This is a genomic window from Variovorax sp. NFACC27 (assembly GCF_048301545.1).
Classification (GTDB): domain Bacteria; phylum Pseudomonadota; class Gammaproteobacteria; order Burkholderiales; family Burkholderiaceae_C; genus Variovorax; species Variovorax gossypii.
In genome coordinates this window covers 4,786,699-4,809,857 of sequence record NZ_CP157613.1, presented here as the reverse complement: position 1 = coordinate 4,809,857, position 23,159 = coordinate 4,786,699, and the positions used below count along the sequence as shown (strand labels likewise).

General features: G+C 66.3%; 26 protein-coding genes. 11 read left to right on the top strand and 15 right to left on the bottom strand.

The features are described from left to right. Nucleotides 1-4 precede the first annotated feature (4 nt). Nucleotides 5-382, bottom strand: coding sequence for a hypothetical protein (locus ABL840_RS22530; protein ID WP_093306411.1), 378 nt, complete (start codon nucleotides 380-382; stop codon nucleotides 5-7). A gap of 145 nt (nucleotides 383-527) precedes the next feature. Beyond that, a complete protein-coding gene (lexA, locus tag ABL840_RS22525; protein WP_019652457.1) occupies nucleotides 528-1,211 on the bottom strand; it encodes a transcriptional repressor LexA in 684 nt (227 codons plus the stop codon). A 73-nt stretch (nucleotides 1,212-1,284) separates the two neighbouring features. Between lexA and ABL840_RS22520 the strand changes: the two genes are divergently transcribed. Further along, nucleotides 1,285-2,250 carry an asparaginase gene (locus tag ABL840_RS22520; protein WP_093306413.1) on the top strand — a complete coding sequence of 322 codons (966 nt, stop codon included), beginning with the start codon at nucleotides 1,285-1,287 and terminating at the stop codon, nucleotides 2,248-2,250. Between the two features lie 45 nt (nucleotides 2,251-2,295). Here ABL840_RS22520 and adk read toward each other — a convergent pair whose 3' ends face one another. The 6 genes from adk to ABL840_RS22490 form a co-directional block, all read right to left on the bottom strand. After that, entirely contained in the window at nucleotides 2,296-2,952 is a 657-nt protein-coding gene (gene adk, locus ABL840_RS22515) for an adenylate kinase (RefSeq protein WP_093202271.1), read from the bottom strand. A gap of 136 nt (nucleotides 2,953-3,088) precedes the next feature. Further along, the gene (gene kdsB / locus ABL840_RS22510) at nucleotides 3,089-3,862 is read right to left on the bottom strand and encodes a 3-deoxy-manno-octulosonate cytidylyltransferase (protein WP_093306414.1); all 774 of its coding nucleotides are present in this window, start codon (nucleotides 3,860-3,862) and stop codon (nucleotides 3,089-3,091) included. Beyond that, on the bottom strand, nucleotides 3,859-4,041 hold the full coding sequence (locus tag ABL840_RS22505) for a Trm112 family protein (protein ID WP_093202265.1): 183 nt from the start codon (nucleotides 4,039-4,041) through the stop codon (nucleotides 3,859-3,861). The genes kdsB and ABL840_RS22505 overlap by 4 nt, the downstream gene beginning before the upstream one ends. After that, entirely contained in the window at nucleotides 4,022-5,044 is a 1,023-nt protein-coding gene (gene lpxK, locus ABL840_RS22500; RefSeq protein ID WP_093306416.1) for a tetraacyldisaccharide 4'-kinase, read from the bottom strand. Before lpxK ends, ABL840_RS22505 begins: the two co-directional genes overlap by 20 nt. Beyond that, a complete protein-coding gene (locus tag ABL840_RS22495; RefSeq protein WP_371287180.1) occupies nucleotides 5,045-5,470 on the bottom strand; it encodes an ExbD/TolR family protein in 426 nt (141 codons plus the stop codon). 100 nt (nucleotides 5,471-5,570) lie between these two features. Further along, nucleotides 5,571-6,203, bottom strand: coding sequence for a MotA/TolQ/ExbB proton channel family protein (locus tag ABL840_RS22490; RefSeq protein WP_093202257.1), 633 nt, complete (start codon nucleotides 6,201-6,203; stop codon nucleotides 5,571-5,573). A 313-nt stretch (nucleotides 6,204-6,516) separates the two neighbouring features. Between ABL840_RS22490 and xseA the strand changes: the two genes are divergently transcribed. Further along, nucleotides 6,517-7,830 carry an exodeoxyribonuclease VII large subunit gene (gene xseA, locus ABL840_RS22485; RefSeq protein WP_093306418.1) on the top strand — a complete coding sequence of 438 codons (1,314 nt, stop codon included), beginning with the start codon at nucleotides 6,517-6,519 and terminating at the stop codon, nucleotides 7,828-7,830. Nucleotides 7,831-7,879: 49 nt separating this feature from the next. Next, nucleotides 7,880-8,461: a superoxide dismutase gene (locus ABL840_RS22480; RefSeq protein WP_126468491.1), complete on the top strand. Its 582-nt coding sequence runs from the start codon at nucleotides 7,880-7,882 to the stop codon at nucleotides 8,459-8,461. A gap of 68 nt (nucleotides 8,462-8,529) precedes the next feature. Here ABL840_RS22480 and ABL840_RS22475 read toward each other — a convergent pair whose 3' ends face one another. The 3 genes from ABL840_RS22475 to ABL840_RS22465 all read right to left on the bottom strand — a co-directional run bounded on the left by ABL840_RS22475 (nucleotide 8,530) and on the right by ABL840_RS22465 (nucleotide 9,779). After that, nucleotides 8,530-9,000 carry a DUF192 domain-containing protein gene (locus ABL840_RS22475; protein ID WP_093306881.1) on the bottom strand — a complete coding sequence of 157 codons (471 nt, stop codon included), beginning with the start codon at nucleotides 8,998-9,000 and terminating at the stop codon, nucleotides 8,530-8,532. A gap of 97 nt (nucleotides 9,001-9,097) precedes the next feature. Continuing rightward, nucleotides 9,098-9,301, bottom strand: a complete 204-nt coding sequence (locus ABL840_RS22470; RefSeq protein ID WP_093195565.1) for a hypothetical protein — start codon at nucleotides 9,299-9,301, stop codon at nucleotides 9,098-9,100. Nucleotides 9,302-9,455: 154 nt separating this feature from the next. Further along, a complete protein-coding gene (locus ABL840_RS22465) occupies nucleotides 9,456-9,779 on the bottom strand; it encodes a cell envelope biogenesis protein TolA (protein WP_093194956.1) in 324 nt (107 codons plus the stop codon). Between the two features lie 219 nt (nucleotides 9,780-9,998). Here ABL840_RS22465 and icd point away from each other — a divergent pair, with 219 nt between their 5' ends. The 7 genes from icd (at nucleotide 9,999) to ABL840_RS22430 (ending at nucleotide 18,487) form a co-directional block, all read left to right on the top strand. Next, nucleotides 9,999-11,258 carry an NADP-dependent isocitrate dehydrogenase gene (icd, locus tag ABL840_RS22460; RefSeq protein WP_093306880.1) on the top strand — a complete coding sequence of 420 codons (1,260 nt, stop codon included), beginning with the start codon at nucleotides 9,999-10,001 and terminating at the stop codon, nucleotides 11,256-11,258. A gap of 250 nt (nucleotides 11,259-11,508) precedes the next feature. Beyond that, nucleotides 11,509-11,868 (top strand): ATP-dependent Clp protease adapter ClpS, encoded by a 360-nt coding sequence (clpS, locus tag ABL840_RS22455; protein WP_093195566.1) that lies wholly within the window; start codon nucleotides 11,509-11,511, stop codon nucleotides 11,866-11,868. Between the two features lie 67 nt (nucleotides 11,869-11,935). Then, entirely contained in the window at nucleotides 11,936-14,257 is a 2,322-nt protein-coding gene (clpA, locus tag ABL840_RS22450) for an ATP-dependent Clp protease ATP-binding subunit ClpA (RefSeq protein ID WP_093194958.1), read from the top strand. Between the two features lie 112 nt (nucleotides 14,258-14,369). Beyond that, nucleotides 14,370-15,815, top strand: coding sequence for a cardiolipin synthase (gene cls, locus ABL840_RS22445; protein WP_093306879.1), 1,446 nt, complete (start codon nucleotides 14,370-14,372; stop codon nucleotides 15,813-15,815). After that, a complete protein-coding gene (gene sbcB, locus ABL840_RS22440; RefSeq protein ID WP_093306878.1) occupies nucleotides 15,816-17,255 on the top strand; it encodes an exodeoxyribonuclease I in 1,440 nt (479 codons plus the stop codon). 23 nt (nucleotides 17,256-17,278) lie between these two features. Further along, a complete protein-coding gene (locus tag ABL840_RS22435) occupies nucleotides 17,279-18,013 on the top strand; it encodes a CatB-related O-acetyltransferase (RefSeq protein WP_093306877.1) in 735 nt (244 codons plus the stop codon). Between the two features lie 24 nt (nucleotides 18,014-18,037). Next, entirely contained in the window at nucleotides 18,038-18,487 is a 450-nt protein-coding gene (locus ABL840_RS22430; protein WP_093194962.1) for a DUF3574 domain-containing protein, read from the top strand. 33 nt (nucleotides 18,488-18,520) lie between these two features. Here ABL840_RS22430 and ABL840_RS22425 read toward each other — a convergent pair whose 3' ends face one another. Then, complete coding sequence (locus ABL840_RS22425) at nucleotides 18,521-19,507, bottom strand: Bug family tripartite tricarboxylate transporter substrate binding protein (protein ID WP_093306876.1); 987 nt, start codon at nucleotides 19,505-19,507, stop codon at nucleotides 18,521-18,523. 69 nt (nucleotides 19,508-19,576) lie between these two features. Here ABL840_RS22425 and ABL840_RS22420 point away from each other — a divergent pair, with 69 nt between their 5' ends. Beyond that, complete coding sequence (locus tag ABL840_RS22420) at nucleotides 19,577-20,410, top strand: NAD-dependent protein deacetylase (protein WP_093306875.1); 834 nt, start codon at nucleotides 19,577-19,579, stop codon at nucleotides 20,408-20,410. On the opposite strand, the gene ABL840_RS22415 is transcribed toward ABL840_RS22420, so the two are convergent. The 3 genes from ABL840_RS22415 to ABL840_RS22405 form a co-directional block, all read right to left on the bottom strand. Beyond that, nucleotides 20,407-21,303 (bottom strand): alpha/beta hydrolase, encoded by an 897-nt coding sequence (locus ABL840_RS22415; RefSeq protein ID WP_176947612.1) that lies wholly within the window; start codon nucleotides 21,301-21,303, stop codon nucleotides 20,407-20,409. The genes ABL840_RS22420 and ABL840_RS22415 overlap by 4 nt on opposite strands. 76 nt (nucleotides 21,304-21,379) lie before the next feature. Then, nucleotides 21,380-22,666, bottom strand: coding sequence for an amidohydrolase family protein (locus ABL840_RS22410; protein ID WP_093306874.1), 1,287 nt, complete (start codon nucleotides 22,664-22,666; stop codon nucleotides 21,380-21,382). A 30-nt stretch (nucleotides 22,667-22,696) separates the two neighbouring features. Further along, complete coding sequence (locus ABL840_RS22405) at nucleotides 22,697-23,152, bottom strand: hypothetical protein (protein WP_093306873.1); 456 nt, start codon at nucleotides 23,150-23,152, stop codon at nucleotides 22,697-22,699. Nucleotides 23,153-23,159 lie beyond the last annotated feature (7 nt).

Genomic DNA, 23,159 nt, shown 5'->3' with positions numbered 1-23,159 from the left:
GCGCTCAATGCAGGCGTGTGGAGCGCGGGGCCGTGGCCATGGTTTTTGCGGCTTCCAGTGCGGCCAGGCGGTCGAGCTCGGCGCAGACGTCGGCCATGCGGCCGGAGATCACCACGCGGTTGGCACTGCGCTGCTGCCCCTTGCCGTCAACGACCCGGACCACGCGCAGAGGGCGCGCCGGCGAGGCAGCCGTTTCCGGGGAGGAAACACCGCCAGAGCGGGCGGTGCAGGCAGGGCGCACCGCCACGTAGCGCAATCCTGCCGCGGATTCGGTGGCGTCGAGGTGATTCCCGCGATGAGCGCGGCGTGCCGGCATCAGGCGATTGGCCAGCGATTGCAGCGGCATCCAGATATCGGCGATGGCGAGGAGGGCGATTCCCATGTGAACTCCAAGAAAGTATGAGGTTGAACACAGGCAGGATTTCTTGAATCGGCCGCGACAGGGTGATGGCGACTCTTCGCCATACGCCCGCCACCTGTCGAGGCCGGATGGGGATGTGGTGCTGCGGAAGGCAGGCCGCCCGGGCCTACATCAGCATGGTGTTCCGGATGAGGCCGACTGCGAGGCCTTCGATTTCGAACGGCTCTCCGGGCTGGACGATGATGGTCGGGTAGTCCGGGTTCTCGGCGTGCAGCTCGATGACCTGCTTGTTGCGCTTCAGGCGCTTGACGGTCACTTCGTCGCCCAGGCGCGCCACCACGATCTGGCCGTTGCGCGCCTCCTTGGTGGCCTGAACCGCGAGCAGGTCGCCGTCCATGATGCCGGCGTCGCGCATCGACATGCCGCGCACCTTGAGCAGGTAGTCGGGCTGCCGCTGGAACAGTGTGTTCTCGACGTAGTAGGTCTGGTCGACGTGCTCCTGCGCCAGGATGGGCGAGCCGGCTGCGACGCGGCCGATGAGCGGCAGTGCGAGCTGGGCCATGCCGGGCAGAGAGAGCGAGAACTGGTTGCCTTCGCGATGGCGCGTCTCGTTGAGCGAGCGCAGCGCGTCGCCCTTGAGGCGGATGCCGCGCGAGGTGCCGCTGACGAGTTCGATGACGCCCTTGCGAGCCAGTGCCTGCAGATGCTCCTCTGCGGCATTGGCTGACTTGAAGCCGAGTTCGTTGGCGATCTCGGCGCGGGTGGGCGGCGCACCGGTGCGTGCGATGGCGCTCTGGATGAGATCCAGGATCTGCTGCTGGCGGGCTGTAAGCTTCACGGCGAACTGCATATGTGGTTCCTTGCGGTACTGGCTGGATATCCAGTGGCTGTATTTTTAACCAGTTTTTTTAAGTTGACAAGCCATGGTTAATTCCTCTTCGCCTGAACTGCGCCGACGCGTGGTGGTTCTGGGCACCGGCGGCACCATCGCGGGGCGGGCCGCCAGCAGCGACGACAACATCGGCTACACCGCCGCGCAGGTGGGCGTGGCCGACCTGCTGGGTGGTATCGAGGCGCCCGACGGCGTGACGCTCGAAGCCGAGCAGGTGGCCCAGGTCGACAGCAAGGACATGTCCTTCGACATCTGGCAGCAGCTGGCCCGACGCTGTGCCCACTGGCTGGCGCAGGCAGATGTGGCCGGCGTGGTGATCACCCATGGCACCGACACCATCGAGGAGACCGCGTTCTTCCTTCACTCGGTGCTGGCGCCATCCAAACCCGTGGTGCTCACCTGTGCGATGCGTCCGGCCACAGCCCTGTCGCCCGACGGACCGCAGAACGTGCGCGATGCGATCGGCGTCGCGACGACTCAGGGGGCTCAGGGCGTGACGGTGGTGTGCGCCGGTGTCGTCCATGGCGGGGTAGACATCCAGAAGGTGCACACCTATCGGCTCGACGCCTTCGCGTCGGGCGATGCGGGGCCCGTCGGCTATGTCGAGGAAGGGGAAGTGCGCCTCGTCCGTCCCTGGCCGCAAGGACAGGCAGTGCCGGCGGCGAAGATCCTGGAGGCGGCTGCGGTGCAGTGGCCCCGGGTCGAGATCGTCATGAGCCACGCCGGCGCCAGCGGAGCGGTGATCGATGCGCTCCTGCTGCATGGCGGCGCGGGGCCCCTGCGTGGGCTGGTGCTCGCCACTACTGGCAACGGCACCCTGCACCATGCGCTGGAAGCGGCTGCACTCAAGGCGCGGGACGCTGGTGTCTCGGTGATCAGGGCAACGCGTTGCTCCAGCGGTCGCATCCTGCCGAAGGCCGGCGATCCGCTGCGCGATGCAGGCGCACTGACGCCGGTCAAGGCGCGCATCGCACTGATGCTGGAACTGCTGGGGTGAAAACGAAACCGCCCCTGTCGAAGGGGCGGTTTCAGGGGAGTCAGGTCAGCTGCTCAGCGCGGCAAGTGCCCGCTGCGTGATCTCGTCGACCGTGCCCACGCCCTTGATGGCGCGGTACTTCGGCGCGGCGGCCGGATCGGTCTTGGCCCAGGCGGAGTAGTAGTCGACCAGCGGACGCGTCTGCTGGCTATAAACGTCGAGCCGCTTGCGGACGGTCTCTTCCTTGTCGTCCTCGCGCTGGATCAGGTCCTCGCCGGTCACGTCGTCCTTGCCTTCCACCTTGGGCGGATTGAACTTGACGTGGTAGGTGCGGCCCGAAGCCGGGTGAGAGCGGCGGCCGCTCATGCGCTCGATGATGTCGCCGAAGGGCACGTCGATCTCGAGCACGTAGTCGAGCTTCACGCCGGCCGCCTTCATGGCGTCGGCCTGGGGAATGGTGCGGGGGAACCCGTCGAAGAGGAAGCCGCCGGCGCAATCGGGCTGCGCGATGCGTTCCTTCACCAGGTTGATGATCAGGTCGTCGCTGACCAGCGCGCCGGCGTCCATGACGGCCTTGGCCTGTAGTCCGAGCGGGGTGCCGGCCTTGACGGCTGCGCGCAGCATGTCACCGGTCGAAATCTGGGGAATGCTGTATTTCTGGCAAATGAAGGCCGCTTGCGTGCCTTTGCCCGCCCCGGGCGCGCCCAGCAAAATTAGTCTCATGGTGTCCTCGGACGGTTCTTAGATTTTGTGTCGCGCCGAGCATCGGCCCCATGGCCGGGCTAGGCGGAGTTGCTTCGAGGATAGCATGCGTGCCCTTGGGGAAATCCCGCTGCCGTAGCCCTCGAGACGCCTGGACTCAGGCGCCGGCGGCAGCGAAGACCGCGCGCACGCGTGCCAGGTCTTCGGGCGTGTCGATGCCGGGGCCCGGCGCGACATGGCTCACATGCACCGCGATGCGATGGCCGTGCCACAGCGCGCGCAACTGTTCGAGTGCTTCCGTCGCCTCGACGGGCGCGGGAGGCAGGGACGGAAAGCGCCGCACGAAGCCTGCGCGATAGCCATAGATTCCGATGTGGCGCAGCGGGGCAGGGGCGGCAGGCAGCACGGCAGGCGCGGCACCGTTGGCGGAGCCGTCGCGCCACCACGGGATCGGCGCGCGACTGAAGTACATCGCGTTGCCCTGCACGTCGAGCACCACCTTCACCACGTTGGGATTCATGAAGTCGACTACCGAATCGATCTCGTGGGCGGCGGTGCTCATCGCCGCTTCGGCGTGCGTGGCCAGCGTGCTTGCCACGGCATCGATCAGCGCGGGGTCGATCAGCGGCTCGTCGCCCTGAACATTGACGATGATGTCGTCGCCGTCCAGTCCCAGCTTTTCGCAGGCTTCGGCCAGCCGGTCGGTGCCGCTCGGGTGGTCCTGGCTGGTGAGGATGGCCTCGACGCCATGCATCTTGCACGCATCGATGATGGAGGGATCGTCGCCCGCGACCACCACGCGCGCCGCACCGGATTCGCTCGCACGTTGCGCTACGCGCACCACCATGGGCACGCCGGCGATGTCGGCGAGGGGTTTGTTGGGAAGCCGCGTCGACGCCAGCCGCGCCGGAACCAGGACAGTGAAGCTCACAGCCCGAGCTCTTCGTCGGAGAGCGTGCGTGCCTCGTTTTCGAGCAGCACCGGAATACCGTCGCGCACCGGGTACGCCAGGCGGGCGCTGCGAGACCACAGCTCCTGCTTCTCGGGGGTCCAGGTCAGCGGCCCCTTGGTGACGGGGCAGACGAGCAGTTCAAGCAGCTTGGTATCCATCGAGCGATGATAGCTTTGCGTCGAGGGCCGCGAAGAATTCCGCGGAAGGCACGAACTCCAGCGGCACGGCCAGCGCGTCGGGCGCCCTGCGCCACAGCTTGACCGCGTCCTTCTCGGTGCAGACAAGGGGTTGCGCAGCGCCTGCCGGGCGCTGCCAGCCCTCGAAATCGAAGTGATCGGGAAGTGAGATGGTCTCGGCGAGCGTCAGGCCATGCGCTCGCAGCATCTCGAAGAAGGCTTCCGGCCGTGCGATGGCCGCCAGCGCGGTCACCGGCTGGCCTGCTAGGGAAGTCAGCGGGACGCGTCTTCCGTCGCTGGCCAGCGCATCGTGGGCCAGTTTCCGCGTGGCGGTGTGCCCTCCGGCGAAGGCGGGCCGCGCGCCGCTGTGCAGCACCAGATCGCAGCGACGCGGCCAGGCTTCGCGCAACGGGCCTGCGGGCAGCCGCCAGCCGTTGCCGGTGCCCCGGTCGTCGAACACGCAGATCTCGATGTCGCGCGCGAGCGCCAGATGCTGCAGGCCGTCGTCGCTGACGATGACCTGCGTAGCCGGGTGGCGTTCGAGCAGCGCGCGTGCCGCGTCGATGCGCCGGCGCGCGACGAACACCGGCGCCTTGGTCGCGTGATGGATCAGCGCAGGCTCGTCGCCTACATCCTGCGGATCGCTGTCACCGAGCACTTCGCGGCAGTCGTCGGTACGACGGCCATGGCCGCGCGACACGACACCGACTTGCACTCCCCGCGACTGCAGATGGCGCACGACGGCCATCACGACCGGCGTCTTGCCAGCCCCGCCCGCAATCACGTTGCCGACCACGATCACCGGCACGCGCACGCGTTCGGTCCGCAGCCATCCCACGCGATAGAGCCAGCCGCGCACCGCGAAGAGCGCGGCGTAGACGAGCGACAGCGGCCACAGCAGGCATGCCAGGGGGCCGTGACGCAGCCAGGCGTCCTGCAGCCGCGAGGAACCCTTGTTGCCGTTGTCGCTGCCGCCGTTAGGCACTCAGTGCCCGGCTTGCGCCGTCGACTGGGCCGCGAAGGTGATCTGCATCAGGCCGGCACGGCGCGCGGCTTCCATCACCGTCACCACGGCCTGGTGCGGGCTGGTCGCGTCGGCACTGATGATTACCACGCTGTCCTTGCCGCCCGTGGCCGCGGCGGCGAGGGCGGCCGTCACGGTTTCCACGCTGCGGTCGGCCACGGCGTTCTTGTTGACCGAGTAGCGGCCATCGGCCGAGACCGCCACGATCACTTCCTTCGGGTAGTCGCGCTGCGCGTCGACGTCCGCCGTGGGCAGCCGAAGCTGCATCTCGGTGAACTTGCTGTACGTGGTCGACAGCATCAGGAAGATCAGGATCACCAGCAGCACGTCGATGAACGGGATCAGGTTGATCTCCGGCTCGTCGCGCGCGCCGTGGCGGAACTGCATGCGGGCGCGGGTCATGACAAGCCTCCGCCGGGCCGCCCCAAGGAGGCGGCGGCCCCCTTGGGGGGCAGCGCAGCACACGCAGTGGCAAGCGTGGGGGTCATCATTTGCGCAGGGCGTTGAGGTGGCGGGCGAAGCGCTCGCCGGAAAGCTCGAGGTTCAGCAGGTACTCATCGACCCGGCTGCGGAAGTAACGCCAGAAGATCAGCGTCGGAATGGCGACGATCAGGCCGAAGGCGGTGTTGTAGAGCGCGATCGAGATGCCGTGCGCCAGTTGTGCCGGATTGCCCGAGCCCACCGCGCCGCTGCCCGGCGACTGCGAGCCGAAGATCTCGATCATGCCGATCACCGTGCCCAGCAGGCCCAGCAACGGGGCAGCAGAGGCGATGGTGGCAAGCGCCGGCAGGTAGCGCTCGAGCTTGTGCGCCACGGTGCGTCCGGAGGCCTCCATGGCCGCGCGCAGATCGTCTTCGGTGCAGCGCGGATTGGCGTTCAGCGCGCGCAGACCGGCGGCCAGGACCTGGCCGAGCATCGAGTTGCGTTCCAGTTTGGTCACGACGTCCGGACCGGGAATGGCTCCGTGCGACGCGGTGATGGTTTCGTCGAGCAGCTTCGGCGGCAGTACCCTCACGGTCTTGAGACTCGTGAAACGTTCTATAACCAGCGCGAGCGCAATGACCGAACATGCGAGCAAGGGCCAGATCGGCCAACCCGCGGCAACTATGATGGAAAACAAGAAAATCCTCCGGCCCGTAGACTGCAAATGCGCGGCGATTATCCACTGAGCCCACCATCGTCACGCGCCTTGTTTTTGTGTCGGCAAGGACGCACAGATTCTGTGGATAACTTTGTGATTAACCTGCTGCGCAACTCGCCGCGACCCGCATGGGGTGGCCTTTTCGCTGGAACGACTGAATTTTGAGCAGCACTTTTTTCAATGAAATCAATGGCTTGCACGAGAAACCGTGCGCCTGTCCTGCCCTGGGGGCCGAAGCTGGGGTGCATGCTGCCCGTTGTGGAAGAGTGGCATCCGGCCGAGCGGGCGTTTTGTGAACTTGCGTGAACCGAATTCCGCGCCCGGGCCGCGAGTCTGGGCTGTCGGCGCCTTGTGCCGCGCGGTCGCCGACGCGCTCGACGCCCGCTTCAACCCGGTGACGGTGCGCGGCGAGATTTCCGGTTTTTCCCGGGCTTCGAGCGGACATTGTTACTTCGCGCTCAAGGACGAGTCCGGCCAGCTGCGCTGCGCGATGTTCCGCCGCGCCGCCGGCCTGCTCGATTTTTCGCCCCGCGACGGCGACCAGGTCGAGGTGCGCGGGCGACTTGCGGTGTACGAGCCGCGCGGCGATCTGCAGCTGGTGGTCGAGAGCCTGCGCCGTGCCGGGCAGGGCGCTCTGTTCGAGCAGTTCATGCAGCGCAAGGCGCGCCTGGAAGCCGAGGGCCTCTTCGATCCGGCGCGCAAGCGGGCGTTGCCGACCATGCCGCGTTCGATCGGCATCGTCACCTCGCTCGGCGCTGCTGCCTTGCACGACGTGGTCACCGCGCTGCGAAGGCGTGTTCCACACATTCCGGTCGTACTTGCCCCGGCAGCAGTGCAGGGGGCCAACGCGCCAGGCGAACTGGTGCGTGCGTTGCAGTCGCTCTATGAGCTCGCGCCTGCCGTCGACGTGATCCTGCTGGTGCGCGGCGGCGGTTCCATCGAAGACCTCTGGGCCTTCAACGACGAGACGCTGGCGCGCACCATCGTTCGGAGCCCGGTGCCGCTGGTCAGCGGCGTGGGGCACGAAACCGACTTCACCATCGCCGACTTCTGCTCCGACCTGCGCGCGCCTACGCCCACTGCCGCGGCGGAACTCGTGAGCGCGCCACGAGACGTGTGGCTCGGTGCGCTCGATCTGCTCGAGGAGCGGCTCGCCGACGCGCTGGGCGGTCGCGTCGACGTGCTCGGACAGCGTCTCGACCAGGCGGCGGGACGCCTGGGCCGGCCTTCCAATCTCGTGACTCGCCAGCAGTTGCGCCTCGCGCATCACGCGCAGCGGCTTCGCTACACGGTGATGTCCAGAAGGGAGCGCCTGACGCAGTTGCCGCGCCAGATCGCAGCCGACTTTCCCCTGAAGCTGGGACGCGCGGTGGTGCAGCGTCGTGATCGGCTGGATCGCGTAGCCCTGCGCATGCGATTGCTCGATCCGGCATTGGTCTTGCAACGTGGCTATGCATGGCTGACCGATACAGACGGTCATGCGATCGTCAGCGCCGCGCAACTTGCACCGGGCGATGCGGTCAAGGCGCGACTCTCCGACGGCGAAGTCGACCTGACCGTCACGCCGGGCGGCGCAACGGGAACGCGTCCGACGCCGTCTCGATGATTACTTCCTAGAATCCCTGATTCCCACAACCAACCCACGAGAAAAAACCATGGAACATGTGCTCCCACCCCTGCCGTACGCACTGGACGCGCTGGCACCCGAGTATTCGAAGGAAACCCTCGAGTACCACTACGGCAAGCACCACAACGCCTACGTGGTGAACCTCAACAACCTGCAGAAGGGCACCGAATTCGAATCGATGACGCTCGAGGAGATCGTCAAGAAGTCCAGCGGCGGCATCTACAACAACGCCGCGCAGATCTGGAACCACACCTTCTTCTGGAACTGCATGAAGCCGCAAGGCGGCGGCGCTCCCACCGGCGCGCTGGCCAAGGCCATCGAAGCCAAGTGGGGCAGCTACGACGCCTTCAAGGAAGCGTTCGTGAAGTCGGCCGTGGGCAACTTCGGCTCGGGCTGGACCTGGCTGGTGAAGAAGGCCGACGGCTCGGTGGACATCGTGAACACGGGCGCCGCCGGCACGCCGCTGACGACCGCCGACACCGCGCTGCTGACGGTGGACGTCTGGGAGCACGCCTACTACATCGACTACCGCAACCTGCGCCCGAAGTTCGTCGAGACATTCCTGGCCAAGCTGGTCAACTGGGACTTCGTCGCCAAGAACTTCGGCTGATCCCGAACTCGCCCAACAAAAAAGCCGACCCATGGTCGGCTTTTTTGTTGGCTATGGACAGCAAATGATCAGCGCTTGCCGGCTGCGAACAGCTCGCCGCCGAGCTTGGCGCCCTTCTTGATGTTCTTCTTGGCGAACCAGCCCTGGTTCATTTCGAGCACGTAGCGCACCGGCTCCTGCGAGCAATGCGTGCTCTCGGTCATGGGCTGCATGTCGGCCAGGTTGACGATGCGGCCGTCGTCGGCAACGAAGGCGGCGGTCAGCGGCAGGATCGTGTTGCGCATCCAGAAGCACTGTGTTGCCGGTTGCTCGAACACGAAGATCATGCCTTCGGCCTGGGGCATTTCCTTGCGGAACATCAGGCCGATTTCACGTTGAAGAGGGGTTTGCGCGACCTGCGCGTCGATCTTGTACAGGCCGACCGACAGTTGCGTGCGCGGCAGGTCGGTCTGGGGTTGCTGCTGGGCATGCGCCTGCATCATGAACGATGCGGATGCGAGAAGCAGGGAGAGCAGGGCGGCTAGACGCTTGATGAGCATCGGACGACTCTTTCAGGGCGGGGCCAGGGCCCGGCCTGGATTAAAAATGCCAATAAAAATGCCCGCTGATGCGGGCATTGCCGGTGAGCGGGGAAGCTTACACCTTCTTGGCAGCGGCCGTGTGGGCCTTGGCAACGTGGCGAACCTTGTGCTTCTTGGCCGCGGCGTGCTTCTTGGCGGGAGCGTGCTTGGCGGCAGCCTTGGCTGCGGGTGCCGGAGCAGCCGTGGTGGGTTCGGCTTGTTGAGCGAAAGCGCCGACGGCGAAGAGACCGGCGACCAGGGCTGCGAGCAGCTTGTTCATGAACATATCCTTTGAAATTCGTTGATCTGGATTGGCCTTCTTGCGGAAGGTAGACATTCAACGAAGGCCGTTTTCCGCGGTTGACAGGACAAAGCTGCTTTCAGGCGAAAAAAAAGCGCTCCGAAGAGCGCTTCTTTTTTGCAGGCAGGCCGAATTACTTCGGGGTGCCGCCTTGGGTCGACTTGCGCTTGACGCTGCCGTCCTTGTTGCGACGACGCTGGTCGCGGGTTTCAGCACGCTTCTCGCCAGAGGCAGCAGCCTTGTCGGCACCGATGGCGCCGCCTTCGGGGGTCTTGGCTTCGTCGCCAGCCGGGCCCTTGACCTGGCCAGCGGGCTTGGCGGCCTTCTTGGTTTCGGCGCGCTGCTGCGACTTGCTGTTGGTGGCGTTGCCTTGCTCGGGCGTCGTACCTGCCGGGTTTTGGGCGTAGGCGCCAGCGGCGAACAGGCCAGCGATCATGACTGCGAGAATTTTGCTCATTGATGATTCCTCTATCGAGAATTGGTTGGAAACGCCTCCCGGCGAGCAGAAGGTCAGCCACTAACGAGGCCATTGGCCCGTCGGTTGACAAACGCTTGCTGATGGGTTGCGTCTAAAATGTACAGCGATTTGTTCGCCGGCTGTACAGCGGAATACGCGCCGTGTCTGAATTCGCTGACAGTTGTCAAAAGTACGTCAATCCCGGAGCCGTCCTCTCTCATGACCAGTTATCAGCACATCAAAGTCCCGACCGAAGGCCAGAAGATCACGGTCAACGCCGACAACTCCCTCAATGTGCCTGACCAACCGATCATTCCTTTCATTGAGGGCGATGGAACCGGCCTGGACATCACGCCGGTGATGCTGAAGGTGGTGGACGCCGCCGTGGCGAAGGCCTACGGCGGCAAGAAGAAGATCCACTGGATGGAGGTCTACGCCGGCGAGAAGTCGACCAAGGTCTACGGCCCCGACGTCTGGCTTCCCGAGGAAACGCTGCACGCCGTGCGCGACTACGTGATTTCCATCAAGGGTCCGCTGACCACGCCCGTCGGCGGCGGCATCCGTTCGCTGAACGTCGCGCTGCGCCAGGAACTCGACCTCTACGTCTGCCTGCGCCCCATCCAGTATTTCGAGGGTGTTCCGAGCCCGGTGCGCGAACCGCACAAGACGAACATGGTGGTCTTCCGCGAGAACTCGGAAGACATCTACGCCGGCATCGAGTTCGAAGCCGAGAGCGAAAAGGCCAGGAAGCTCATCAAATTCCTGCAGGACGAAATGGGCGTCAAGAAGATCCGCTTCCCCAACACTTCAGGCATTGGCGTCAAGCCCGTGTCGAGGGAAGGCACCGAGCGCCTCGTTCGCAAGGCGCTGCAATACGCGATCGACAACGACAAGCCCAGCGTCACCCTGGTGCACAAGGGCAACATCATGAAGTTCACCGAAGGTGGCTTTCGTGACTGGGGCTACGGCCTCGCTGCCAAGGAGTTCGGCGCCGAGCTGATCGACGGCGGCCCGTGGATGAAGTTCAAGAATCCGAAGACGGGCAAGGAAATCACCGTCAAGGACAGCATCGCCGACGCATTCCTGCAGCAGATCCTGCTGCGTCCCGCCGAATACAGCGTGATCGCCACGCTCAACCTCAATGGCGACTACGTGTCCGACGCGCTCGCCGCGCAGGTGGGCGGCATCGGCATCGCCCCGGGCGCGAACCTGAGCGACACCGTCGCGATGTTCGAGGCCACCCACGGTACGGCCCCCAAGTACGCCGGCAAGGACTACGTGAACCCCGGTTCCGAGATCCTCTCGGCCGAGATGATGCTGCGCCACATGGGCTGGAAGGAAGCCGCCGACCTGATCATCAGCTCGATGGAAAAGTCGATCGCCAGCAAGAAGGTCACCTACGACTTCGCGCGCCTGATGGACGGCGCGACGCAGGTGAGCTGCTCGGGCTTCGGCCAGGTGATGATCGACAACATGTAATTGCCGTGCATTCCGACGTCCCCGGGGCGTCGCGGCAATCGAAGGAGCCCTTGAACTTCCGGAAGGAATTCAAGGGTTTTTTATTGGTTTTTCATCCAGCGGCCAGCTGGAGTTTTTGCCTAAAACTCCTTGCCGCAGCCCTTCATCGAAATGCTGTCGCAAGCGCCGCAATCCCCTTGAATTGTCGGATATGCGCCACCAAGTTTTTCCGGGTCGGCACAGCGCTTGCACGCTCTATAGAATCATTTTCATGGCAACGAGAATTCCCAAAACTCCTACCACCCCGCCGGCGCAGAAACCGGCCGGGGACGACGGAGATTCGGTCGTCCTGGAGCGCCGGCCGCAGAAAACTGCGCCGCCCCAGATGTACCAGGTGGTGATGCTGAACGACGACTACACGCCCATGGAGTTCGTGATCGTCGTGCTGCAGGAATATTTCAACAAGGATCGCGAGACCGCCACCCAGATCATGCTCAAGATCCACCTCGATGGCCGGGGCGTCTGTGGGGTTTATTCCCGCGACATGGCCGCCACCAAGGTCAACCAGGTCATGGAAGCCGCGCAGCAGGCCGGGCATCCGCTCCAGTGCGTGAGCGAACCTGTTGCATGAACCAGTTGAATTGCGCAAGCTCCAACCCATCTGAGAACTTATTTACAGCAAGGCAAAAGGAAATCACATGATTGCCCAGGAACTGGAAGTCAGCTTGCACATGGCCTTCGTCGAGGCCCGGCAGCAACGCCACGAGTTCATCACCGTGGAACATCTGCTGCTCGCTTTGCTGGACAACCCGAGCGCCGCGGAAGTTCTGCGCGCCTGCTCGGCCAACGTCGACGACCTGCGGGCGTCGCTCACCAACTTCATCAAGGACAACACGCCCCAGGTGGCGGGTACCGACGATGTAGACACCCAGCCCACCCTGGGTTTCCAGCGCGTGATCCAGCGCGCCATCATGCATGTGCAGTCCACCGGCAACGGCAAGAAGGAAGTCACCGGCGCCAACGTGCTGGTCGCGATCTTCGGCGAGAAGGACTCGCACGCCGTGTACTACCTGCACCAGCAGGGTGTCACGCGCCTCGACGTGGTGAACTTCATCGCCCACGGCATCAAGAAGAGCGATCCGCCTGAAGCCGTCAAGGGCAGTGGCGAAGCTCCCTCGGGCGAAGGCGAAGAGGGTGGCGGCGAACGCAACGAGAAGGCTTCGCCGCTCGAGCAGTTCACGCAGAACCTCAACCAGATGGCCAAGGACGGCAAGATCGATCCGCTGATCGGCCGCGAGTACGAGGTCGAGCGCGTCATCCAGATCCTGTGCCGCCGGCGCAAGAACAACCCGCTGCTGGTCGGCGAGGCCGGCGTGGGCAAGACCGCCATCGCCGAGGGCCTCGCATGGCGCATCACTCAGGGCGACGTGCCGGAGATCCTGGCCGAGTCGAACGTGTTCTCGCTTGATATGGGCGCGCTGCTGGCCGGCACCAAGTACCGCGGCGATTTCGAACAGCGCCTGAAGGGCGTTCTGAAGTCGCTGAAGGACAAGCCGAACGCCATCCTCTTCATCGACGAGATCCACACCCTGATCGGTGCGGGTGCTGCCTCGGGCGGCACGCTCGACGCGTCGAACCTGCTCAAGCCGGCGCTCTCGAGCGGCCAGCTCAAGTGCATCGGCGCGACCACCTTCACCGAATACCGCGGCATCTTCGAGAAAGACGCGGCCCTGTCGCGTCGTTTCCAGAAGGTCGACGTGGTCGAGCCGTCGGTGCAGGAAACCGTCGACATCCTGAAGGGCCTGAAGTCGCGCTTCGAGGAACACCACGGCGTGAAGTACGCCGTGGCGGCCCTGCAGGCCGCGGCCGAGCTCAGCGCCAAGTACATCAATGACCGTCACCTGCCCGACAAGGCGATCGACGTCATCGACGAAGCCGGCGCAGCCCAGCGCATCCTGCCGCCGAGCAAGCGCAAGAAGACCATCAGCAAGACCGAAGTCGAGGAAATCGTGGCGAAGATCGCGCGCATTCCCCCGGCCAACGTCAGCAACGACGACCGCAGCAAGCTGCAGACCATCGAGCGCGACCTCAAGAGCGTTGTGTTCGGCCAGGACAAGGCACTCGAAGTGCTCGCCTCGGCGGTAAAGATGGCTCGCTCGGGCCTCGGCAAGGGCGACAAGCCCATCGGCTCGTTCCTGTTCTCCGGCCCCACCGGCGTGGGCAAGACCGAGGCCGCGAAGCAGCTCGCCTACATCATGGGCATCGAGCTGATCCGCTTCGACATGTCGGAGTACATGGAGCGTCACGCGGTGAGCCGCCTGATCGGCGCGCCTCCGGGCTACGTCGGTTTCGACCAGGGCGGCCTGCTGACCGAAGCCGTCACGAAGAAGCCGCACGCGGTACTGCTGCTCGACGAAATCGAGAAGGCGCACCCGGACATCTTCAATGTGCTGCTGCAGGTCATGGACCATGGCACGCTGACCGACAACAACGGACGCAAGGCCGACTTCCGCAACGTCATCATCATCATGACGACGAATGCGGGCGCCGAGACCATGAACAAGGCGACCATCGGCTTCACCAACCCGCGTCAGGCGGGCGACGAAATGGGCGACATCAAGCGTCTGTTCTCGCCTGAATTCCGCAACCGGCTGGACGCCATCGTCAACTTCAAGGCACTCGACGAACAGGTCATCCTGCGCGTGGTCGACAAGTTCCTGCTGCAGCTGGAAACCCAGCTCAGCGAGAAGAAGGTGGAAGTCACCTTCAGCGACAAGCTGCGCAAGCACCTGGCGAAGAAGGGCTTCGATCCGCTGATGGGCGCACGTCCGATGCAGCGTCTGATCCAGGACACGATCCGTCGTGCACTGGCCGACGAACTGCTGTTCGGACGCCTTACCGACGGTGGCCGCCTCGAAGTCGACCTCGACGACAAGGACGAAGTGCTGCTCGACATCCAGCCGCTTCCGAAGAAGGAGGGCAAGTCCAAGCCCGAAGCAGAGGAAGCAGCAGCAGGGTGATACCTTGCGGTTCCTGAAATGAAGCCAAAGGCCGGTAGCATCGCTACCGGCCTTTTTCTTTGGGCCCGCCCATATCGAATCACCGTCACAGCCGCCCCAGCCGCCTCCCGCCTTGATCCTCCCCGAACTCAGCCACGAATGGAAAACCGGCCTCTCCCTCGCATGGAGCGGCTACATCGCGGTGTTGTCGGTGTGGATCGTGATGCAGAAGCGCGCACCGGTGTCGACGATGAGTTGGATCCTCTCGCTGGCGCTGCTGCCGTTCGCGGGCTTCGTCGTCTATTACTTCCTCGGGCCGCAGCGCTTGAAGAAGCAACGTCTCAAGCGGCTTCGCAGCCGTGCTGGCGCCTCGGCCCAGGCCGACGTGGCACGGCTGCGCGACGCAGCGCAGAACGCGCCACCGGCGCTGCAGCAGATGGCGAAGCTGGGCACCGCGACCTGCGGGCTGCCGGTGTCGAGCGCCGTCGACGTCGAGCTGCTCTCGGGCGGCGCACGCACCTTCGATGCGATCTTCGAAGCGGTGCGCGCCGCACGAAACCACATCCACCTCGAGTACTACATCTTCGAGCCCGACAGGATCGGCACCGCGCTGCGCGACCTGCTGACAGAGCGCGCCAAGGAGGGCGTGAAGGTACGCCTGCTGATCGACGCGCTCGGCTCCAAGCGCATCGGCCGCAAGTTCATGGCGCCCATGCTGGAGGCGGGCGTCGAGGTGGCGCTCTTCCACGACACCAAGATCGGCCGCCGCCTGCGCCCCGTGACCAACTACCGCACCCACCGCAAGATCGTGGTGTGCGACGGACGCGTCGGCTTCACGGGCGGCGTGAACATCACCGACGAGGAAGACAAGCGCACCAACCCCGACGCCTACCACGACGTGCACCTGCGCATCGAAGGCAGCGCGGTGCGCTGGCTGCAGACCACCTTTCTCGAAGACTGGGCTTATGCCACCGGCGAGAACCTGCGCGGCCTGGACGATGCCCTGAACGCCATGCTGCCCCAGCTGGAGGCGGGAGACATCCCCGTGCAGATCGTCACCAGCGGCCCCGACAGCCCCATGGAGGCCATCCACCGCATGCACGTCGAAGCCATCCATTCGGCCACGCACCGCGCCTGGCTCACCACGCCGTACTTCGTGCCCGGCGAGCCGGCGCTCATGGCATTGACGAGCGCCGCGCTGCGCGGCGTCGACGTGCGCCTGCTGGTGCCGCGCCGCAGCGACTCGGCCATCGTGAGCGCCGCCGCGCGTTCGTACTTCGACGAGCTGATCGCCGCCGGCGTGAAGGTGTGGGAGTACAAGGCCCGCATGCTCCATTCCAAGACCTTGGTGGTGGACGACCATTGCGCGATGATCGGCACGGCCAATTTCGACAACCGCAGCTTCCGCCTCAACTTCGAGGTCTGCGCGGTGGTCTATGGTCCGGAACTGTCCCGGCCGCTCGCGACGCAGTTCGAGACCGACCTGCACAGCTCCGGCGCGGTGCGCGCCAACCGGCGCCAGGGCTTCTGGCGCCGCCTCGGCGACGCCATCGCCCGCCTGTTTTCACCCTTGCTCTGAATGAACCACACCTTTCTCTGGCACGACTACGAAACCTTCGGTGCGGTGCCGCGCCGCGATCGTCCATCGCAGTTCGCGGCCATCCGCACCGACGCCGAGCTCAACGAGGTCGGCGAGCCGCTGATGATCTACTGCAAGCCCGCGCCGGACTACCTGCCCAGCCCCGAGGCCTGCCTCATCACCGGCATCACGCCGCAGCTGTGCCTGGAGCGCGGCATTCCCGAGCACGAATTCGCCGCGCAGATCGAGCGCGCCTTCTCGCAGCCCGGCACCATCGGCGTGGGCTACAACACCATCCGCTTCGACGACGAGGTCACGCGCTTCCTGTTCTGGCGCAACCTGATCGATCCGTACGCGCGCGAATGGCAGAACGACTGCGGCCGCTGGGACCTGCTGGACGTGGTGCGCCTCACGTATGCGCTGCGCCCCGAAGGCATCGAGTGGCCGAAGAAGGAAGACGGCAAGCCCAGCTTCAAGCTCGAAGACCTGGCGCGCGCCAACGGCCTGCTGCACGAGTCGGCGCACGATGCGCTGTCTGACGTGCGCGCCACCATCGCGCTGGCCCGCCTCATCCGCAGCAAGCAGCCCAAGCTGTTCGACTTCGCCTTCGGCCTGCACAAGAAAGATCGCGTCGCCACCGAGCTGGGCCTGCCCGCGACGCGCGAGACCGCGAAGCCCTTCCTGCACGTCTCGGGCATGTTCCCGGTCGAGCGCGGCTGCCTGGCCGTGATGTGGCCGCTGGCGAGCCACCCCACCAACAAGAACGAGCTGCTGGCCTGGGACCTGGCCCATGACCCCAGCGAGCTGCGCGACATCGACGTCGAGACGCTGCGCCTGCGCCTCTTCACCCGCACGGCCGACCTGCCCGAGGGCGTGGTGCGCCTGCCGATCAAGGGCGTGCACCTCAACAAGTCGCCGATGGTCGTCGGCAACCTGCGCACGCTCGCAGCGCCCATGGCCGAGCGCTGGGGCGTCGACCTCGACACGGCGATGCGCCACGCGGCCGTCGCGCGCGACCTGCCCGACATGAGTGCCATCTGGTCGCAGGTCTATGCCCGGCCCAAGGAGGCCACGCCCGATGTCGACGAAGACCTGTACGGCGGCTTCGTCGGCAATGCCGACCGGCGCCGGCTGAACCAGCTGCGCGGCCTGTCGCCCGAGGAGCTGGCGAAGGACCGCACCGGCTTCGACGATGGCCGGCTCGACGAGATCCTCTTCCGCTACCGCGCCCGCAACTGGCCTGAACTGCTCAGCGAGGACGAGGTCGAGCGCTGGGAGGCACTGCGCGCGGCAAAGCTCTTCAAGGGCGAGGGCGGGGCGCGCACCATCGAGATGCTGTTCAGCGAAGTCGATGCGCTCTCGGAGAACGCCGACGAGCGCGGAGAAGAGATCCTCGGCGCGCTCTACGAATACGCCGAGGCCATCGCGCCCGAGGCCTGATCGACAGACCGGACCGTGCAGCCATGAGCCTGAGCATCAACGCCGAACTCTCGAAGGGGCTCGAAAGCTACGGGCTCTACCTGTCTGACGGCTGCCTGCTGCCGACGCCGCTGCGCTTCGAGACGCCGGCGCGCGTCTGGCATGCGGCGCAGTTGCACGGCCGCTGTTCCATCGGCGCGTACTCGAGCATCTCGCCCGGCGCGCTGCTGGTCGACGTGAGCATGGGCCGCTATTGCTCCATCGGCGACGGCGTGCAGACCCTGTCGGATCATCCCGCCGACTGGTTCACGACGCACATGCTGGCCTACGCGCCCAACTTTCCCGAGCCGTACCGGCACCAGTCGGTAGGGCAGTTCCCGTCGCATTCGCCGGTGACCATCGGCAACGACGTGTGGATCGGCTCGCGGGTCAGCCTCAAGAGCGGCATCACCATCGGAGACGGCGCGGTGATCGGCGCCGGCGCGATCGTGACGCGCGACGTGGCGCCTTTCACCGTGGTGGGCGGCGTGCCGGCGCGGTTCATCCGCCAGCGCTTTCCCGACGCGCTCGTCGAACGCATCCGCGCCTGCCCCTGGTGGGACTGGGACCTGCGCACGCTGGCGCTCGACTGGCAGCGTCCGGAGGCGGCCCAGTCGATGCTCGAAGAAGCCGTTGCCGCGGGCAGCCTGTCGCGCTGGAACCCCGGCTGGCGCCTGCTCGACCGCGGCGAGCCGCCCGCCGAAGGCCAGCCGGCACCGCTCGTTTTTCTGCCGGGTTGAAGACGGCGCATGGAGGTAGCTCGCATGAAGACAGCAGGCATTCCATCTCTTGCTCGCGCTGCATTGGTGGCGGCCCTGGCGTCCGTCGCGCTGGCCGGATGCGGCTCCTTGCCGTCGTCGCCCGGCGGTGCGAAGGCCTGCGGCAGCGGCTTCGAAACCTTCGAGCGCGACACGCTGTACTTCGGCCGTGCCATTCCCTCGGGCGGCCAGGTGTCGGACGCCGAGTGGACGGCCTTCCTGGACGCCACCGTGACGCCGGCCTTTCCTCAGGGCCTGACGGTGATCGATGCCGCCGGCCAGTGGCGCGGCGTATCGGGCGACGTGGTGCGCGAGCGCTCCAAGCTGGTCGTGCTGCTGCACCCGCGCAGCGAGAAGGACGATGCAGCCATCGCGACCATCGTCGGTGTCTACCGCCAGCGCTTCGCGCAGGAGGCCGTGCTGCAGGAGAGGCAGGCCGTCTGCGTCCGCTTCTGAACGACCGCCTCCGAAAGCGCCGTGGCCGCGAGGCTACAGCTTGATTCCCGCCCCCTTGACCGTCGGCCCGAGCACATCGACCTGCTCCTTCACGAAGCCGTTGAACACGGCCACCGTCTCCGGCTTGGCCACGATGCCCAGCTCGGTCAGCTTCTTCTGGATCTCGGGCATGGCCAGCACTTCGTTGCAGGCCGCGTTGAGCCGCGTCACCACGTCCGGCGGCAGCCTGGCCGGCCCCGACAGGCCGAAGAAATTCTCGAGCACCAGCTTCGGCTGACGCAGCTCGACCATCGTGGGCACTTCCGGCATCAGTGGCGAACGCTGCGTGCCCGTCACGGCCAGCGGCACCAGCTGGCCGCTCTTGAAGAAGGGAACGTACGAGGTGATGACGTCGATGCCCACCGGAATGGTGTTGGCGATCAGGTCGGTGGTCATCGGCGCACCGCCGCGATAGGGCACGTGCACCATGTTGATCCCGGTGACCTTCTTCAGCAGCTCGCCGTGGATGTGCCCGACGGACCCGGGGCCGCCCGAGCCGAAGTCGATGCGGCCTTCCTTGCGCGCCAGCGCCTCGAAGTCGGCGAAGGTCTTGAGGCCGGAAGGCTTGCTCGCCATGACCACCAGCGGTGCCGCGCCCAGGTAGGCGACGTGCGTGAAGCCCGTTACCGGGTCGTAGGGCAGCTTGTCGAGCGTGAACGGCCCGAGCGCGATCGGCGTGGTGTTCGACAGCATCAGCGTGTAGCCGTCGGCAGGCGACGACGACACCAGCGCGCCGCCGATGGTGCCGCCCGCGCCGGGCTTGTTGTCGACCACCACGGGCTGCCCCAGCTTCTTCGCGAGCTGCTCCGCCATCACGCGCGCCAGCACGTCGCTGGAGCCGCCGGGCGGGAAGGTCACGATGATCTTGATGGCCCGGTCGGGCCATTGGGCGAAGGCGGGCAGGGCGGTGGAGGCTATGCCTGCGGCAAGAATCTGCAGCGCATCGCGCCGCGTGTGGCGAGAGGGGCGGGTGTGGATCATGGCGTTCTCCGGCGACGGACAAGAGCCAGGGCTTTAGCAGGAATCGGGCCGCCGACTTATGCTCGCCGCATGTCCGCCAACCCCGCCGCATACGCCGAGCTCGCCGACTTCGCCACGCGCCACCGCAAGCTCTTCGTGCTCACGGGCGCGGGGTGCAGCACCGATTCGGGCATCCCCGATTACCGCGACGTCGACGGCGAATGGAAGCGCCCGTCGCCCGTCACCTACCAGGCCTTCATGGGCGAGGAGTCCACGCGACAGCGTTACTGGGCGCGCAGCCTGATCGGCTGGCCGACCATGGCAGGTGCCCGTCCGGGCGCCGCGCACCGCGCGTTGGCGCTGCTCGGCGAGGCGGGCAGGGTGGGCCTGCTGCTCACGCAGAACGTCGATGGCCTGCACGAAGCGGCCGGCAGCCGGGGCGCCATCGATCTGCATGGCCGCATCGACACCGTGCGCTGCATGGGCTGCGAGCGGCGCACGCCGCGCGCGGAACTCCAGGTCGAACTGCGGCGACGCAACCCGCGATGGGCCGAGCTGGAGGCCCGCGCCGCGCCCGACGGCGATGCAGACCTCGAAGGCCGCGATTTCGCGAGCTTCGACGTGCCGGCCTGCCCGCATTGCGGTGGCCTGCTCAAGCCCGACGTGGTGTTCTTCGGCGAGAGCGTGCCGAAGGAGCGCGTCACCGCTGCCTTCGCCGCTCTGGAAGACGCCGACGCCGTGCTCGTGGCCGGTTCATCGCTGATGGTGTATTCGGGCTTTCGCTTCGTGCAGGCCGCCGTCGCCGCGGGCAAGCCAGTGGCTGCGGTGAACCTGGGGCGCACGCGGGCCGATCCGCTTCTCTCGCTGAAGGTGGAACGCCCCGTCGGCGAGGCGCTGACGGCGCTTGCGCAGGAGCTTTCCTAGCTCCGGCCCGATGCCTTGAGCAGGGAGCGGATGAAGGCGTCGACCGCCGTGGTGTAGGCGCCGGGCAGCCCCAGCTCGGCATTGATCTGTGCGTGCGAGAGATCTTCCGGCGCCACCTCCGCGCGGCCGCCCGTTGCCGTGATGCGCGTCGCGAACTGCCGGGCCTGCGTGCATGAACCGTCGCGGCGCTGCGTGGAGCACACCAGCAGCATCGACGGCGCGCCGGGCGCCAGCGTGTCGGTGGGCGACACGCTGCGCCAGAAGGCGGGATCGCTGCCGAACACGCGGTCGTAGAAGGGCATGTGGCGGCGCTGCATCAGCGCGGCCGCATCGAGCGCTGCGCTGTCCAACGCCACGGTGCCGAGCCACGGACGGGCACCTTGCTGCCGGGCGATGGAAGGCGATGCGCTGAGCAGCGCCACGAGGTGCGCGCCGGCCGAATGTCCCATGAGCACGAAGCGGCCGGCGTCGCCGCCCCACGAGGGGGCGCTCGCCTGCGCGGTGGCGACGGCACGCGCGACGTCCTGCGCCTGCTGCATCACGTCGACCTGCGGCACGAAGCGGTAGCTCACCGAGACGAGGATGAAGCCCTGCCCGCGTACCCAGTGTTCGACCTTCTGGCTCACCACCGAGGCGGCTGCCTTGTCGCCGAACATCCAGGCCCCGCCATGGACCATCACGAGTACCGGTGCGCCTTGCTGCGGATTCGGCGGCAGGTAGACGTCCATGCGCTGGCGTGGATCGGGGCCGTAGGGCTGGTCGGCCAGCAGGCGCACGCCGGCGGGCGGCGCGGCTGTTTCGGCGGTCGGCTGTGCAATGGCCTGCGAGAACGCCGGTGCCAGCAGCAGCGCCGCCGCGAAGATCCGTGCAAGACTCCGTGCAAGACGCTTCATGAGAGGACTCCCCGTGAACCGATGAGGGCCGGATTTTCGCGCGGCAGCAGCCCTGTCGCCGGCCGGACCGCTCCGCTCAACCGGCGTGCTTCGGCGCCATCCAGTTCGTCGAGGCGCTCCGGCCCGCGATGTGGAGGCTGGCGGTGGCGGCCGGCGTCTCGGCCAGCAACTGCCCCTTGCGGAACACCTTGAGCCGAGCGGCGCGCAGCCGGATCGCCTCGACCGGGTCGCGCGCCTGCAGCAGCACGAAGCTGGCGTCGCAGCCGGCTTCGAGGCCGTAGTTTTCCAGGTGCATCACGCGCGCGGCATTCGTCGTCACCGCCTCGAAGCACTGGCGGATGCCGTCCTGGCTCGTCATCTGCGCCACGTGCAGGCCCATGTGCGCCACTTCGAGCATGTCGCCCGAGCCCATGCCGTACCAGGGGTCCATCACGCAGTCGTGGCCGAAGGCGACGTTCACGCCTGCCGCCATGAGCTCGGGCACGCGCGTCATGCCGCGGCGCTTGGGGTAGGTGTCGTGGCGGCCCTGCAGCGTGATGTTGATGAGCGGGTTGGAAACCACGGAGACGCCGCTCTGCGCGATCAGCGGAAGCAGCTTGCTCACGTAGTAGTTGTCCATCGAGTGCATCGACGTGCAGTGCGAGCCGGTCACGCGGCCCTGCAGCCCGAGGCGATGGGCCTCGAAAGCCAGTGTCTCGATATGGCGCGAGAGCGGGTCGTCCGATTCGTCGCAGTGCATGTCGACCAGCTTGCCGCGCGACGCCGCGATCTCGCACAGCAGCTTCACGCTCGCCGCGCCGTCGGCCATGGTGCGCTCGAAGTGCGGGATGCCGCCGACCACGTCCACGCCCTTGTCGAGGGCGCGCTCCAGGTTCTCGACGCCGCCCGGCGAGCGCAGCACGCCGTCCTGCGGAAAGGCGACCAGCTGCAGGTCGAGGTACGGCGCCACCTTGCGCTTGACCTTCAGCAGCGCATCGACCGCGAGCAGGCTCGGGTCGCTGGTGTCGACGTGGGAGCGCACGGCCAGCAGCCCCTTGGCCACTGCCCAGTCGCAGTAGGCCAGCGCGCGCTCGATGAGCGCATCGGCCGTCAGCAGCGGCTTCAGCTCGCCCCACAGCGCGATGCCTTCGAGCAGCGTGCCGCTCTGGTTGACGCGCGGCAGGCCATAGCTCAGCGTGGCGTCCATGTGGAAGTGCGGATCGACGAAGTGCGGCGAGAGCAGCAGGCCCTGCGCATCCAGCTTCTCGTGGGCAGGCACGTCGAGGCCCGGCGTGACTTCGGCGATCCGCCCGCCCTGCACGGCGACCGACATGCCAGTGCGGCCGTCGGGGAGGGTGGTGTTGGTGATGAGGAGGTCGAGCATCGTGGAGGCCTTTTCTTGTTCCTCGCGAGGCTATCGGAGAGCCCAGCGGTTGTTCCGGTTGTGGATGTAGATGTACACGTTGTCGCTGCGATCGCGAGCGACGCCGGCGCTGCCCCATGGGAATGCGGTCGAGGTGCCGGAAACACCCATGGAGGCCAGCCAGCGCTCGTGGAAGCTGTGGCGCTGGTCGACGCTGCCGTAGAAGTCGGCGTCCTCGAGCTTGCACAGGGCAGGTGTCGTGAGCGTGAGGAAGCAGCTGACCAGCAGAAGCTCCTCGAAGCGCAGTTCGAGCTGCGCGGTCATGTCGCCGGATGTGGTGGTCGCGCGTGCGAATACGCAATCGACGAGCCGGCCTTCGACATGCGCGGCCTGGGCCGTCTGCGTGAAGGAGTCCGGCAGGCTGTCGGCGCGGGTGTCGATGCCGGCAACGATCCCGGCCGCCGAGAGACGACCGTTCGTGATGTCCAGATGGAGCGCCGTGTTCACCTCACCG